Raw genomic sequence first — 15,794 nt, forward strand, 5'->3', positions numbered from 1 at the left:
ATGGACGTGAAACGTCGACAGTTGCTCGCGGCAGTGGAGGCACATCGGCGGCAGGCGCCTCCCGCGGTCCGCGTGGAGCCCGCGACGGGGGTGCAGCCCGTGGCCATCGTGGGGTTGTCTGGCTACCTGCCTGGCTGCATGTCCGTCGAGGCGTTCTGGCGGGCCTTGGACCGCGACCAGCCGCTGCTTCAAGAGATTCCTCGCGCGCGGTTCGACATCGACGCCCACTTTGACCCGGATGGCAGCGACCCGAGCAAGAGCCACAGCCGATGGGGTGGCTTGATCCCGCGCATCGAGGACTTCGACCCGGAGTTCTTCGGCGTCTCGCACGGCGAGGCCGCTCGCATGGACCCCCGGCAGCGCCTGCTGCTGATGTCGGCGTACAACACCTTCGAGAACGCGGGGTACGCCCCGGAGACGCTGCGGGAGAGCCGCACCGGCGTCTTCGTCGCCGTCGAGGACAACGAGTACCTGGCGCATCTCCAGTCGGCTGGAGTGGAGATGGCGGACCCCTTCGGCCATTCCCCGAGCATGGTCGCCAGCCGCCTGTCGTACTTCTTCGATCTCCGAGGCCCGAGCGAGGTCATCAACACGATGTGCTCCGGCGCGGCGGTGGCTCTCCACCGCGCCGTGGTGGCGCTGCGCAACGGCGAGGTCGAGCAGGCGTTGGTCGGTGCGGCGAACCTGCTTTTGCGTCCGGAGCTCTTCGTGTCGCTGTCCCGGCTGGGACAGTTGAGTCGAGGCAAGGAGGTCTGGTCCTTTGGTGAGCGTGCCTCCGGCTATCTGCGCGCGGAAGGCGTGGCCAGCGTCCTGCTCAAGCCGCTTGACCGCGCCGAACGGGATGGCGACGCCATCTACGCCGTCATCCGGAACAGCGCGGTCGCTTTCAACGGGCGGGGCGGCACGTCCATCGCGTCTCCCAGCGCGGCCAGCCATGCGGCGCTGATCCAGGAGTGCTACCAGACGGCGGGCGTTGACGCGCGCGCCGTGGAGTACATCGAGGCGCAGGGGATGGGCACCCCCGTGGCGGACATCGCCGAGTGGGATGCCTGCAACAGGGCGCTGCGGGAACTCGCGCAGCGGCAGGGTGTCTCGTTGGAGGCGGGGCAATGTCGCATCAGCACGCTCAAGCCGATGATGGGGCACATGCACTCGGCATCTGCGCTGGGGGCGTTGTTCAAGGTCATCCGCAGCCTGGAGACCGACACGGTTCACGGAATCATCGGGTTCGATCAGCCGAATCGGTTCCTTGACCAGGATGTGCAGCCCTGCCGCCTGGCGCGTGAGAGTTCCGCGTGGCGACGGAAGGGTCAGCCTCGATTGGCTGGTGTGCATTCGTACGGGTCCGGAGGCGTCAACGCCCACCTGCTCATCGAGGAGTATCTGCCTCGGCGTGACGCGCGACCACCAGATGGCCATGGACCGCAGGTGGTGCCGCTGTCGGCGGGAGCGCCGGACCTGCTCCCCGGGATGGCCCGGAGCCTGCGACAGGCGCTGGATGCGCAGCCTTCGGGCTCGGTGCACGCCGTGGCTCGGACTCTCCAGCAGGGACGCGATGCCCTCCGATTCCGAGTGGCCTTCGTGGCTGAGTCGGTCGCGGACCTCCAGGCTCAACTCCAGGCATATGAAGAAGGCCGACGCTCCTCCACGGCCTTGGAAGGTGTCGCGGAGCCCGGGGTAGAGGACCGTCCGAATGGGGAAGGCGACACCGAACCGCGCAGCGCGGCGCAACGATGGGTGCAGGGCGGGGCGGTGCGGTGGAGCCGTTCGGGCGGAGCAGACGCGTTCGAGCGGATGCGTCTCCCCGGCTATCCCTTCGCGCTCCGGCGCTGCTGGGTTGAAGGCCGCGATACCGCGGCACCGGTCCATGCGTCCACGGGCGTCCTGTTCCAGCTGAAGCGCGTGAACGGCGATCGGCACCAGGTGCGTGTGTCGTTCGACGGTGGCGAGTTCTTGTTCCGGGACCACCAGGTCGCGACGACACCGATACTTCCAGGTGCTGCATACCTGGAGCTGGCTCGCGCGGCGGCGGTGGCGTGCGACTTCACCCATCCTTCTGAACTCACGGACGTCGTCTGGCAGCATCCGCTCCGCGAAGACGCGCGCGGGGACGTGCGCGTCGTGTTCTCCGAGGCAGGGACGGGGCAGGTCAGCTTCCAGGTCGTGTCCCAAAGCCACGGAACCGTGGGCGGGGAGACGGTCCATGTCCGTGGTCAGCTGGCGTCCTCATCCCATCCTCGCGAGGCGCCCCGACGGTTGCCCGAACTGGAGGGGCGATGCCCGGAGCGCCTGGACGGGGATGCCGCGTACCAGTGGCTGACACAGGCAGGGCTGGAGTACGGCCCTGGCTTCCGGGGCATCCAGCACTGCCGGTTCGGAGAGGGAGAGGTCGTCGCGACAGTGGTGTTGCCGGCTGGCGCCGACGCTGGGAACGACGCTGTCCTGCATCCGTCGTTGCTGGACTCCGCGCTGCAGACCTGCGTCCTGTTGCAGCTCGCGCGCCGGCGGCGTGATGAGCGCATGCCAGAGGTCGCTTCCGCGCCAGCAATCGTTCCCTTCTCACTGAGCCGCGTCACGGTCCACCGCGCGCTTCCTCGCGTGATGGTCGTCCATAGCCGGTTCGTTCCTGCCGGATCGGAGTCGGCACCCTCGTTCGACACGGTGCTGCTTACTGATGACGGCGAAGCCCTCGCGACCCTCCAGGGAGTTTGCTTCCGCCCCAGCCCCCAGGCCGCGAAAGAGGCCGGACGCATTGAGGCCGAGCAGTATGTGTGGCGTGAACGCGAAGTGGATGCCACTGCGAATGGCGCCCTGGCTCCGGTTCACCGCATCTCCCTGCGGCTCGGTCGTGACCTCGACATCCCAGGGAGCGAAACGCTTCCCGTCGAGGGCTTGAATCCGGCGGAGGTCATGCTGAGTGCCATGGACGCCGTCCTTCAGCGGCTGCGTGCGCTGGAGCACTCGGGACCCCGGGCGCCTTGCCGGGTCGAAATCTGGTGTGACCGCGGGAGTCCTGCCGCGGTCTGTGAAGGCCTCTGGAGCTTTCTCCAGTCGCTGCAGTTGGAGCACCGCAACGTTGAGGGGCAGGTGGTGCGGCTCGACGATGTCGGTGGGCGGCACTGGGTCGAGGAAGTCGTTGAGCGGGAGCGGCGGCAGGGCCGGGGCGATTCCGCCGTGACCTATCGTGGTCGGAAGCGGTTCGTCCGTGCCGCGGTTCGCGTTCCCTGGCCCGTGCCTGCTTCCCGGCAGGAGCTACTGGCCCAGGGCCGGAAGACCTACGGTGTCGTGGGTGGTGGCGCGCTGGGACTCGCGCTGGCGCACTGGTTGGTCGAGCAGTGTGATGCCGACGTCATCATCGCCAGCCGCTCTGGACGGCCGCTCAGTGCAGGCCCGCAGGCATCGTCCCGGCTGCGCTGGTGCAAGCTCGATGTGACGGACCCTCGCGACGTCGAGCAGGCGGTGGGGGAGTGGGCGCGGGAAGCACGGCTGGAAGGACTCTTCTTCACAGTGGGGCATGTCGAGCCAGGGCCCGCGCTGGCGAAGACGGACCGCGAGCTTCGCCGCACGCTGGCACCCAAGTGCCTGGGCGCGCTCAACCTGCTCGAACAGTGTCACCGTCTCCCGTGCCGGTTCGTCGCGCTGTTCTCGTCCCAGGCGAGCAGGGGGGAGTACCAGCACAGTGACTACGCCGCCGCGAATGGCTTCCTGAACGGGCTGGCGGACGGCTTCGGGGCGGAAGGGGCGCCGCGGTTCACGAATCGCCTGGGCGAGCCCCTGTCCGTGATCTCGCTGAGCTGGCCTCAGTGGCGCGATGGCGGCATGCGTCTCTCCCGCGAACTCTCGGAGTTGCTCGCCTCTTCGCAAGGCCTCATCCCCATGCCCAACCAGGTGGGGTTCACGGCACTGCGCGAGGTCGTCCGCGGTGGCATGCGCCATGTCGCCATCCAGTATCGCCTGTCGGAGCAGCCTCGGAAGGAGGCGGTTGTTCCGGCCCAGGCGGTCGATGCTGACGCTCGGGCGAAGGCGGAGCAGACGGTCAGGGACGTCGTGGGAAGCTACCTGGGCCAGCCCGCGCATGCGCTGGACATGGAGGCGGAGCTGTCGGCCCTGGGCGTGACCTCCCTGGCCATCGTGGAGTTGGGTCTGGCCCTCCATCGGCGGCACGGCATCCGGGTGCAGCCCGCGCGCTTCTTCCAGTACACGACGCCATCGCAACTCCGGGACTTCGTCGCCCAGGAATTGTCGAAGCGTGCGTCGCCTGCTCACGCTCAAGTCGCTGCGCCGGAGTCACGCACCCGTGCGGCCCCTCACGAGCGCACCGAGCCCATCGCGGTCGTGGGCATCCATGCGCGCTTCCCAGGCGCCGAGGATGTCGATGCGTTCTGGCGCAACATCGTCGAGGGCAAGCGCTGCCTCTCCGAGGTACCCGCGTCGCGGCAGGAGGCGCTCCTGGCACTGGCAGGAGACGGCTCGGATGTGACGCGGCCTCGGTGGGGAGGCTTCATCGAGGGGGTCGACGAGTTCGACCCACGATTCTTCTCCATCTCGCCGCAAGAGGCCGAGCTGATGGACCCCCAGCAGCGCCTGCTGCTGGCCTCTGTCTGGTCGGCCTTGGAGAACGGGGGCCTCATCCCGGAGCAGTTCGCCCGGACCTCCACGGGTGTCTTCGTGGCCGCCGCGCCAGGGGAGTACCCGCGCGTCGTCTCCATTCCCGTGAGCCATCCGTTGGGCACGACCGCCGTCACGGCGTCCATTGCTCCCAACCGCATCTCCCACGTCTTCAACTTCAAGGGGCCCAGCGAGTACTGCGACACCGCCTGTTCGTCGGCGCTGACGGCGGTCCACCGGGCATGCCAGGCGATTCGTTCCGGTGAGTGCGAGCAGGCCGTGGTGAGCGCCATCAACCTGCTCCTGTCGCCGACGACCTTCACCGGCTTCGAGGCCATGGAGTACCTGAGCGTCGACGGTTCATGCCGCCCCTTCCAGCCCGAGGCTCGCGGCTTCGTTCGCAGTGAAGGGGTAGGGACGCTCGTCCTCAAGCCTCTGTCGCGGGCGGTGGCTGACGGAGACATCATCTACGGCCTGGTGCGTGGCAGTGGCGTTGCGCATGGCGGCCGGGGACTTTCGCTGACGGCGGTCAACCCTCTGGGCATGAAGGACGCGATTGTCTCCGCGTACCGCGCCGCGGGCGTGAGCGCGCGGACTGTCTCCTACGTGGAGGCGCACGGCGTCGGATCGCCTCTAGCGGATGGCGCGGAAGTGGAAGCCATCAAGGCTGCGTTTCGCGAGGTGGATGAGCGTGCGCGCGACGGCGAGCCTCACGTCTGCCATTTGAGCAGCCTGAAGCCCTGCATCGGTCATGGAGAGCTGGTCTCGGGCATGGCGGCGTTGATCAAAGCGCTCATGGCACTCCGCCATGCAGTGCTCCCGGGCCTGCCGGGTTTCACGCAGTGGCACGAGGACATCTCAGTGGCGGACTCGCCCTTGAAGGTGTCGTCGGACAGCCAGCCGTGGCGGACGCCGGCAGGCGCTGAGCCGTCCCCGCGTCGCGCCGGCGTCAACAGCTTCGGGTTCGGCGGGGTGAATGCGCACGTCCTCTTGGAGTCGTTCGCTGCGGACACGCGGCTGGCGGGGGGCCGCGAGGGGCCGCGGTTGTTCGTGTTCTCGGCCCGGACAGCGGACCGATTGCAGGAGGTGGCGCGGCGGCTCTCGTCCTTCCTGGCGTCCAACAGCGACATCGTCATGGCAGACCTCGCCTACACCCTGCAGACCGGACGTCACGCCTTCAACTGCCGGTTGGCCGTGGTCGCTCGCGACCGGAACGAGTTGGCCGCCGCACTGAGCACGTACCTGGCCTCGCCGGAGCGGACGTCGTGGGCCGGTACCCCCATCCATGTGGGCGAGGTGGATGGCTCGACTCGACTGGGGAAGTTCCTGTCGGAGGCCGCGGGAGCGTCACTGGTGGAGTCACTGCTCGCTGAGCAGGGGCTGGAGCGGCTCGCTGAGTACTGGGTGCTGGGGGGCCACGTCCCGTGGGCGCGGCTGCATGAGGGAGCGGACGTCAAACGCATCCCGCTGCCGACGTATCCCTTTGCCAGGGAGCGGTATTGGCTCGCGTCTGGCTGCGCCGATTCGCAGGCGAGTGCCCATGAGGTCCCGCTGTCGCCGAAGGGCCGCGGCGTGGAGGCCATCTCGGAGGCGATTCGCGAGCAGCTCTCCTTGGCGCTGAGCGTGCCTCGGGCGCAGCTGGGCGACCACGTCAACGCGAGAGACCTGGGGGCGGACTCCATCACGATGATGCGGCTGGCGCAGGTGCTGGCACGAACCCTGGGCGTCGACGTGCGGCTCCGTGACCTGGTTGACCGGTCGACCATCGCGGCGATTGCATCCCATGTCGCGACGTTGGTGCGCGGGCGCGAGCCGAGAGTGGAAGACACGGTGCCCGTGGCGGTGCCTGAGCAGGACGCCCTGGACATGCTCAAGGAAGGGCTTCTGTCCATCGAGGACGTCGCGGCCCGGCTGGAGAACGACGCTCATGACAACGCGTGAGGTTCTGGCCGCCTTCGCGGAAGGCAGGCTGTCCAAGGTCGAGGCACGGCGGCGGCTTGCCGCGCTGCGGGCGGCGAGCATCCGGTTGCCGCTCAGCGAAGGCCAGAAAGGCCTCTGGGCGATGCAGCGGGCCCGTCCCGAATCGCCGGCCTACAACGTGCCGCTCGCCTACCGCCTGCGCGGCAAGGTCGACCCGGCGAGGCTGACCCGGGCCTGGGAAGGACTGCTCGAACGGTATCCGCTGCTCGCTGGCGCGATTCGCGTCGAAGGCACGGAGCCGGTCATCGTCCCCAGTGGGCAGGTCTCCGCCGAGGTCCACGAGGTTCCATCGGTCTCCGATTCAGCACTGGTGGCGACCCTGCGCGCCTCCGCGAAGGTGCCATTCGATCTCGCCTGTGGACCGCTCGCTCGGCTGCACCTGTACTCGCGGTCGGAGCACGAGCATGTCCTGCTGCTGTGCTTCCACCACCTGGTGCTCGATGGGGCATCCGTGGCGCCCTTGCTCGACGCCCTCCGGGAGCGTTACGCCGGGACCGAGGCGAAGGCGGGGCTGCTCGAGGTTCCGATCGTCGCTCCTTACCGCGCCGCCGTGGAGTGGGAGCAGCTCGCCATTGGAGGCGATGAGGGACGGCGCCACCTCGACTACTGGCGGCACGTGTTGGCCACGCCCGTTCCTCCGCCGTTGAATCTTCCAACGGACCGGCCTCGCTCCGCCACGGGGCTGGACGCGGAGGGAGCAACGCACTCGCAGAGGGTGCCCACCGAGCAAGCATTGCGACTGCGCGAGTTCGCTCGGGCACAGCAAGTGAGCCTGCCGACCGTCCTGCTCGGGCTCTACTACGCCTTGCTTCATCGGCACACGCGCCAGGACGACGTGGTGGTCGGCATCCCCACCATGGGGCGGCCCCGGGCGGAACTGGCGACGGCGATTGGGTACTTCGTCAACGTGATGGCCGTGCGCGCGCGGGGCCTGGGGCAGCACTCGTTCGGCTCGCTGCTGCGCCACCTCCACGACTCGGTCATCGATGGCCTGGAGCATGCCCACTATCCCTTCCCGCGAGTGGTGAAGGACCTCCGGCTGTCGAATGGGCCCGAGGAGGCGCCTGGCTTCCAGACGATGTTCACCTTCCAGAGCCTGCAACTGACGAGCGCTCCGCCAAGGCCGGAGCCCAGGTCGGGCGGGTTGCCGGAGCTTGAGCCGCTCGACTGCGTCCATCAGGAAGGCGCCTACCCGCTGGAGCTTGAAGTGGTGGAGGGCGCCAAGGGCCTCACGCTGCATTTCAAGTACGACGCGCGGCTGTACGAGGCGGACACGGTCGAACGGATGGCGCGTCAGTTGTTGCGCGCCGCGGACCAGGTCGCGGATGGGGTGGAGTCTCCGCTGAGCGCACTGTCGTGGCTCGACGACGAAGAGCGCCGCACGCTTCTCCGCGACTGGAATGCCACGGCCACGCCGTTCCTCGAGGACCTGGGCGTTCACGAGCTCTTCCAGCGGCAGGCCCGGGAGACCCCAGACGCCATGGCTGTGAGCTACGAGGGGCACTCGCTCAGCTATCAGGCGCTGGATACGCGGAGCCGCGAGATTGCGGCGCACCTGAAGAGCCTCGGCGTCAAGCCTGGGGCGCTCGTGGGCATCTACCTGGACCGGTCCGCGGAGCTGGTGGCGGCGATGCTGGGTGTGCTGTCCGCTGGCGCGGCCTACGTACCCCTGGACCCGGTGCACCCCGAGGACCGGCTGCGGTACATGCTGGAGGACAGTGGCGTGGTGGTCGTGCTGGCCCGTCAGGCCTCGCGGGACAAGGTCGCCGCCATTGCCGGAGCCTCCTGCAAGGTGTGCGTGCTGGAGGACGTCAAGGCTGGAGCCACGTCCGCGCCGGCGGGAACCTCACCGAACGGACTTGCCTACGTCATCTACACGTCCGGGAGCACGGGCCGGCCCAAGGGCGTGATGATTCCCCATCGCGGGGTGGTCAACTTCCTCCTGTGCATGCGCAGGACGCTGGGCCTGAAGCGCACGGATTCGCTGTTGGCGGTCACGACGTACTGCTTCGACATCGCGGCGCTCGAGCTCCTGCTTCCGCTGTGTGCGGGGGCGCAGGTCATCATCGCGTCGGCGGAGACGGTTCGGGATGCGCAGGCGTTGAAGCGGGCGCTGCGCACCCATCGGCCCACGTTGATGCAGGCGACGCCCGCGACCTGGACACTGTTGTTCCAGTCTGGCTGGGAGAACGCCGAGCGGGTTCGAATCCTCTGCGGTGGAGAAGCGCTGCCGGAGTCGCTCAAGGCCCACTTCGTTCGCACCGCGAGCGACGTGTGGAACATGTTCGGGCCCACCGAGACGACCATCTGGTCGACGATGGCGAAGGTCTCGGCCTCGCGTCCGGTCACCATTGGAAAGCCGATCGACAACACGCAGGTCTACGTGCTGGACGACCGGATGCAGCCGGTGCCCATCGGTGTGCCGGGCGAGCTGTGGATTGCGGGCGCGGGCGTGGCCTGCGGTTACCTCAACCGGCCGGCGCTGACCGCCGAGCGCTTCGTTTCCAATCCGTTCACGCCGGGCACGACGCTCTACCGGACGGGGGACCTGGCGCGCTGGCGCGCTGACGGTGAGGTTGAGTACCTGGGGCGGCTCGACCACCAGGTGAAGGTGCGCGGCTTCCGCATCGAGATGGGGGAGATTGAAGCGCAGTTGGCCGGGCATCCCAGCGTGAAGAACTGTGCCGTGGTGGCCAAGGAGCTGAACGGCACCTCGCAGCTCGTCGCCTACTGTCAGCCCGCGGGAACGAGCTTCGATGAGGAAGCCATCCGTGCACACCTGCGGAAGTTCCTCCCCGACTACATGGTCCCCGCGCACGTCTTCGCGGTGGATGCGATTCCGCTGTCGGGCAATGGCAAGGTGGACCGGGGCCAGCTGATGGCCAGGCCGGTGGTCACCCGGCGGAAGACATCCGCGGTCCATGCCCGTTCGCCTGTTGAGGCCACCCTCGTCGAGCTGTGGAAGAACGTGCTCCAGGTCAACGAGGTGGGTGTCGAGGATCGCTTCTTCGAAGTGGGGGGGGACTCCGTGCTGGCCGCCGTGCTGGTGGAGGAGATGAACCGGCGCTTCGACACGCGGCTCGCCGTCACCGACCTGTTCAAGTACGTCAATATTCGCGACATGGCGCGCCACATGGAGGGCGCGACGGCGCAAGCCCGTACTGGGGCCACCGAGCCGGCTCGCGAGGACACCGCGTCGGAGCGTGACTACGAGGGCAGCCTGGCCGTCATCGGCATCTCCTGTCAGTTGCCCGGAGCCGCGGACCCCTGGCGCTTCTGGAAGAACCTGCGAGAGGGCAGGGACAGCGTGGTGGCGTACCGCCATGAGGAACTGCGCGAGCTGGGCGTGCCCGAGGAGGTCCTCCGCGATTCCCGTTACGTCGCGGTCCGGTCGTCCATCGAAGACAAGGAGTGCTTCGACCCGCAGTTCTTCGGTCTGACGGCGCGGGACGCGTCCTTCATGGACCCGCAGTTCCGACTGTTGCTGATGCACGCCTGGAAGGCAGTGGAAGACGCGGCGACGACGCCTGAGCGCCTGGGACCGTGCGGCGTCTTCATGACGGCCAGCAACAGCTTCTATCACCAGGGCTCGCCGCAATTTCCTGCGGACGGGCAGCCGGTCCTCCGCACCGCCGACGAATACGTGCTGTGGGTGCTGGCCCAGGCAGGCTCCATCCCGACGATGGTTTCCTACAAGCTCGGCTTGAAGGGGCCGAGCCTGTTCGTCCACACCAACTGCTCGTCATCCCTGTCCGCGCTGTACGTGGCTCAGCAGGCCATCGCAGCGGGAGACTGCCAGACGGCGCTGGTGGGGGCCGCCACGGTCTTCCCTTCGGCGAACCTGGGTTATCTGCACCAGCGGGGGCTCAACTTCTCCAGCGCGGGGCGGGTCAAGGCCTTCGACGCCGCGGCGGACGGCATGATTGCCGGTGAAGGTGTCGCCGTGCTGGTGGTGAAGGACGCCGCAGCGGCGGTGCGCGATGGCGACCCAATCTACTGCCTCGTGCGGAAGGTGGGGATCAACAACGACGGCCAGGACAAGGTGGGCTTCTACGCCCCGAGCGCCACCGGGCAGGCGGAGGTCATCCGGCGTCTGTTCGACCGGACCGGCATCGACCCTGCATCGATTGGCTACGTCGAGGCCCATGGCACCGGAACCTTGCTGGGTGACCCTGTCGAGGTCTCCGCGCTGAGCGAAGCCTTCCGGACCTTCACCGACCGGCGCGGGTACTGCCGGCTGGGCTCGGTGAAGTCGAACCTGGGCCATCTGGACACAGTGGCTGGACTGGCTGGGCTCATCAAGACGGCGCTGAGCCTGCGGCAGGGCGAAGTTCCTCCGACGCTCCATGTGACCCAGGTGAATCCGAAGCTCGAGCTGACGGATTCGCCGTTCGTCATCGCCGACCGTTTGGCGCCGTGGCCGTCCCTGCCGGGACCGAGGCGGGCGGCCGTGAGTGCGTTCGGCCTTGGCGGGACGAATACCCACGCCATTCTCGAACACTACCCGCGCGACTCCCGCCCACGGGAGAGGAGCCAGCGGTCGAACGCAGTCCGTGCGGTGGCTCCATTCTCGGCGCGCACCCTGGAGGCGTTGAAGGACAACCTCCGCGCGCTGCTCGACTTCCTGGAGGACCCGGCGTCCGCGGAGGTGGCGCTCGCGGACATCACCTACACGTTGCAGGTCGGCCGGGTCGCGATGCCTGAGCGGATGGTGGTGACTGCGTCGACGCGCGACGAATTGGTGGAGGGACTGCGGCGAGGCATCGCGACGGTGGGCGGTGCCCACGTGGGAACGGTGGTCGATACGTCACCCAGCGTGGATGCCGATGCTCGGGCAGTTGCGGAGGCGTGGGCGACGGGCGACTCGATTGACTGGGATTCGCTGCACGGTGACGTGAAGCCCGCCCGTGTCAGCCTGCCCACGTATCAGTTCGCGAAGGAGCGCTACGGGTTGTCGCCCGCGCACTCCGTGGCGAATTCCTCCAAGACGCATCCTGACGCGGGTGTCCCGCTCTTCGTTCCGACCTGGCAGCCGTGGTCTGAGGGCGCGTCAAATGCCTCGTTGGCGCTCCGGCACCTGGTGGTGTTGTGCGAGCCTCTTGATGCGCTGGGGGCTGAAGGTGCCTCCGCGCTGGCGAGCACGCTCGCGGACAGGCGCATCGAAGTGGTCAGGACGTCCAGCCCAAGTGCGCGGCTGGACGCGCGGTTCATGGCGCATGCCTCGGCGGTCTTCGAACGCGTCAAGGCGCTGCTGTCGGAGCGTCTGACCGCTCCTGTGACATTGCAGGTGCTGGTGCCAGAGGAGCGGGATGCGCTGGCACTGAGTGGCCTGGGGAGCCTGCTGCGTTCGGTGTCGCAGGAGAATCCGTTGGTCCGGGGGCAGCTCATCCGCGTCCAGGGAAGCGTCTCCGCATCGGCGCTGGTGGACGTTCTGGTGAAGTCCGCGCGCGCCGGTGACGTCACCGATTCGCGGTACCACGCGGGCCAGCTTTCTCGCTGTGAGTGGCGCGAGGCACGTGTCGCCAAGGGGGACGCATCCCGCTTCTGGCGCGAAGACGGCGTCTATGTGATTTCAGGAGGAACCGGCGCCCTGGCCCGGCTGTTCGTCGCCGAAATCGGGAAGCGCGCGACGCGGGCCACCGTCATTCTGGTTGCCCGCGCATCCTCGGCGGAGGCGGTGGACGGTGGGAACGGGCTGCGCGTGCGGCACCTTCCCGTGGATGTCACCCAACCGAACGACGTGAACGCCTTTGTCGCTACGGTGCTGCGCGAACACGGGCGCATCGACGGTGTCATCCATGCGGCGGGCATCCGCCGTGACAACTACCTGCTCAACAAGCCGGTGGCGGAAATGCAGGCGGTGCTCGCGCCCAAGGTGGTGGGGCTCGTCAACCTGGACCACGCCACCCGCGAGCTGCCCCTGGATTTCTTCGTCACGTTCTCGTCCCTGGCCGCGTTTGGAAACGCCGGTCAGTCGGACTACGCGGCGGCCAATGGCTTCATGGACGGATTCGCGGAGTCCCGAGCGGCGCTCGTGAACGCCGGACAGCGGCAGGGCCGGACGGTGTCCATCCGTTGGCCGCTCTGGGAGAACGGCGGGATGCAGCTCGACTCACGGAGCCGTGAGGTCTTGATGCAGCGGACCGGGATGGCCGCGCTGGGAGACGAAGCGGGACTGGGGGCGTTCTACCGGGCGCTGGAACTGGGCTCCCCTGGTGTCGCGGTGTGGACGGGGGAGGCCCAGAGGTTTCGTGAACTCTCCGTGAGTGTTTCGCCCGCACCGCCTCCGCATCAGGTGGCGTTGGACGCCGTGGTGTCCATCACCGAGAAGGTCGAGACGAAGCTGAAGGCGCTCTTCAGCGAGGTCACGCGATACGAAGAGCGCCGCATCGATGCCCGCCAGCCGATGGAGCGCTATGGCATCGACTCCATCATCATCACGCAGATGAACCAAGCCCTCGAAGGGCCGTACAACGCCCTCTCGAAGACGCTGTTCTTCGAATACCGGACGCTCGCGGAAGTCAGCGGGTATCTGGCCGAGCACCGCGCGGAAGAGAGCGCGAAGTGGGTGGCGGCACCTGGAGAGAATTCGTCTTCCGTCATCCAGGAGGCCAGGCCGCCACGTGCGGATGCGACGCACCGGGCGCCTCGCGCCGACGAGCCCATCGCCGTCATTGGCATGAGCGGCCGTTATCCCGGGGCGGAGAACCTGACGGAGTTCTGGGAGCGCCTGAGCCGCGGTGACGACTGCATCACCGAGATTCCGCCAGAGCGCTGGTCGTTGGACGGGTTCTTCTACCCGGACAAGAAGCACGCCGCCGCGCGGGGGATGAGCTACAGCAAGTGGGGCGGCTTCCTCGGCGGCTTCGCTGACTTCGACCCGCTGTTCTTCAACATCTCGCCGCGTGAGGCGACGAGCATGGACCCGCAGGAGCGCTTGTTCCTGCAGAGCTGCTGGGAGGTCCTGGAGGACGCGGGGTACACCCGGGACAGCCTGGCCCAGCGCTTTGGCAGCGCGGTGGGCGTTTTCGCGGGAATCACGAAGACGGGCTACGAACTCTACGGCGCGGAGCTGGAAGGACGAGATGCCTCGGTCCGGCCCTATACGTCGTTTGCGTCTGTTGCCAACCGCGTCTCGTATCTGCTCGACCTGAAGGGGCCGAGCATGCCCGTGGACACCATGTGCTCGGCCTCGCTGACAGCCGTCCACATGGCTTGCGAGGCGCTGCAACGAGGCGCCTGCGTCATGGCCATCGCGGGTGGAGTGAATCTCTACGTCCACCCGTCGAGCTACGTCAGCCTGTCCGGGCAGCAGATGCTGTCGACGGACGGCCGGTGCCGCAGCTTCGGGGCAGGGGGGAACGGCTTCGTTCCCGGCGAGGGTGTTGGAGCGGTGCTTCTCAAGCCGCTGTCGAAGGCCATCGCCGACGGCGACTCCATCTACGCCGTCATCCGGTCAACCAGTGTGAACCACGGTGGGAAGACGAACGGCTACACCGTTCCCGACCCGCAGGCGCAGGCGGCGCTGATTCGCAGTGCACTGGATAAGGCGGGCCTCTCCGCGCGCGATGTGAGCTACCTGGAAGCGCACGGGACGGGGACCGAGCTTGGGGACCCGATTGAAGTCGCGGGACTCACGCAGGCGTTTCGCCGCGACACGGATGCCCGCGCGTACTGCCGCATCGGCTCACTCAAGTCGAACATCGGCCACCTGGAGGCCGCCGCGGGCATCGCGGGTCTGACCAAGGTCATCCTCCAGCTCCGCCACAAGCGACTGGTGCCCAGCCTCCATGCGGAGTCGCTCAACGCGAACATCGCCTTTGGTGAGACGCCCTTCGTGGTGCAGCGCGGCTTCGAGGACTGGGCACGGCCTCGAGTCGAGGTTGACGGCGTGCTCTCGGAGCGGCCGCGCCTTGCCGGGGTGTCGTCGTTTGGCGCCGGTGGGGCGAATGCACACGTCCTGGTGGAGGAGTTCGAGATGGGCCCGGAGAAGACTCCCATGCGTCCGGGCACGCCGGTCCTGTTCCCGCTCTCGGCGAAGAATCCCGACCGGCTGCGCGAGGTGGGCCGCCGTTTGTGCGGCTACCTGTTCCAGGCGCGGCACGTCGATGCCGAGCACCTGCGCGCTCTGGGGTACACGCTTCAGGTCGGGCGCGAAGCGATGAACGCGCGCCTGGCTTTCACGGCTCGGTCGGCCGACGAAGCACGAGAGAAGCTGGAGGCCTTCCTCCGCGGGGATGCGGGCGCAGATGTCCTGCTGGGCGAGGTGGACGACGACGCCTGTGCCTTCGGCCGTGCCCGGAGCGCGGCCTCGCAAACGCTCGCGCAGCCGTTGGACGAAAGCAGGGGCCGTGAGCTGCTGGCGGCGTGGGTCCAGGGCCGGGAAATCGACTGGGGCGGGCTCTACGGTGGCGAGGCACCGGCGCCGCGCCGGGTGAGCCTTCCGACGTACCCGTTCGAGCGGAGGACTTACTGGCTGGCACTCAAGGGGCAGGGCGTGCGAACCGTGTCGCCGTCCGTGCTGGAGACGAAGGTGGAGTGGATCGACGCGCCAGTGCCCGAGACGCTGCCCTGGCGGGAGCGGCTGCTCTCCAAGCTCGGCGGCACTGTCTGGGTCGTCTACGACGAAGAGTCCGATGCCCGGCGATTCGTGGCGCTGCTGGAGCAGGTGAGCGCGTCCGGCGGGGTGTCATCAGCGCTTCAGATCCACATGCACCGCTTCGTTCGTGGTGCAGCGGTTGAGGGACCGCGCATCGACGTGGGCCACGAAGCTCGGGCGACCGTGTTCTGGTTGCTCCCGGGAGCGGTGGGGGACACGGCAGGGTGGCTGCGCGCCGCGCTGCCTGAATTCGAGCGATGGGTATCGCGGGGCGCGGGTGTCACCGTGTACTGCCTGGGCGGTGGCACGGCTGCGACGCTGGAGGGCGACGTTGGTGGCCTCGATGCCGCGCTGTCGACCATGGCGCGGCCCCAGGACTCGTGGCGCTGCGTGTTCATGGAGGATGACGCTCATTCACTCCCCAGCTTGCAGCGCTTCCTGCGTGAGTGGATTGTCGACGAAGGCCGGCCAGCGCGGAGCCTGGTGCGTTACACGGGTGAGCGGAGGCGGTTGCTCCAGTGGGGCGCGATGAGCACCCAGTCGGTGGGGCAGGTTCCCGTGGTTCAAGCCATGGAACCCGTCTACCTGCTGGAGAAGGTATGGCGGC

General features: G+C 68.0%; 2 protein-coding genes (1 of these 2 cut by a window edge). Both read left to right on the forward strand.

Annotated elements, in window-relative coordinates; genetic code table 11:
- The gene (locus FMQ63_RS09870) at positions 1-6,549 is read left to right on the forward strand and encodes a beta-ketoacyl synthase N-terminal-like domain-containing protein (RefSeq protein ID WP_011553946.1); all 6,549 of its coding nucleotides are present in this window, start codon (positions 1-3) and stop codon (positions 6,547-6,549) included.
- On the forward strand, positions 6,536-15,794 hold the 5' portion of the coding sequence (locus FMQ63_RS09875) for a non-ribosomal peptide synthetase (RefSeq protein WP_011553945.1). Its footprint extends 17,690 nt past the window's final position; 9,259 of the gene's 26,949 nt are visible here — the first part of the coding sequence; the start codon lies at positions 6,536-6,538; the stop codon falls past the right edge of the window. The genes FMQ63_RS09870 and FMQ63_RS09875 overlap by 14 nt, the downstream gene beginning before the upstream one ends.

Origin of the sequence: Myxococcus sp. CA005 (genome assembly GCF_006518205.1) — a bacterium.
GTDB classification, from domain to species: domain Bacteria; phylum Myxococcota; class Myxococcia; order Myxococcales; family Myxococcaceae; genus Myxococcus; species Myxococcus xanthus.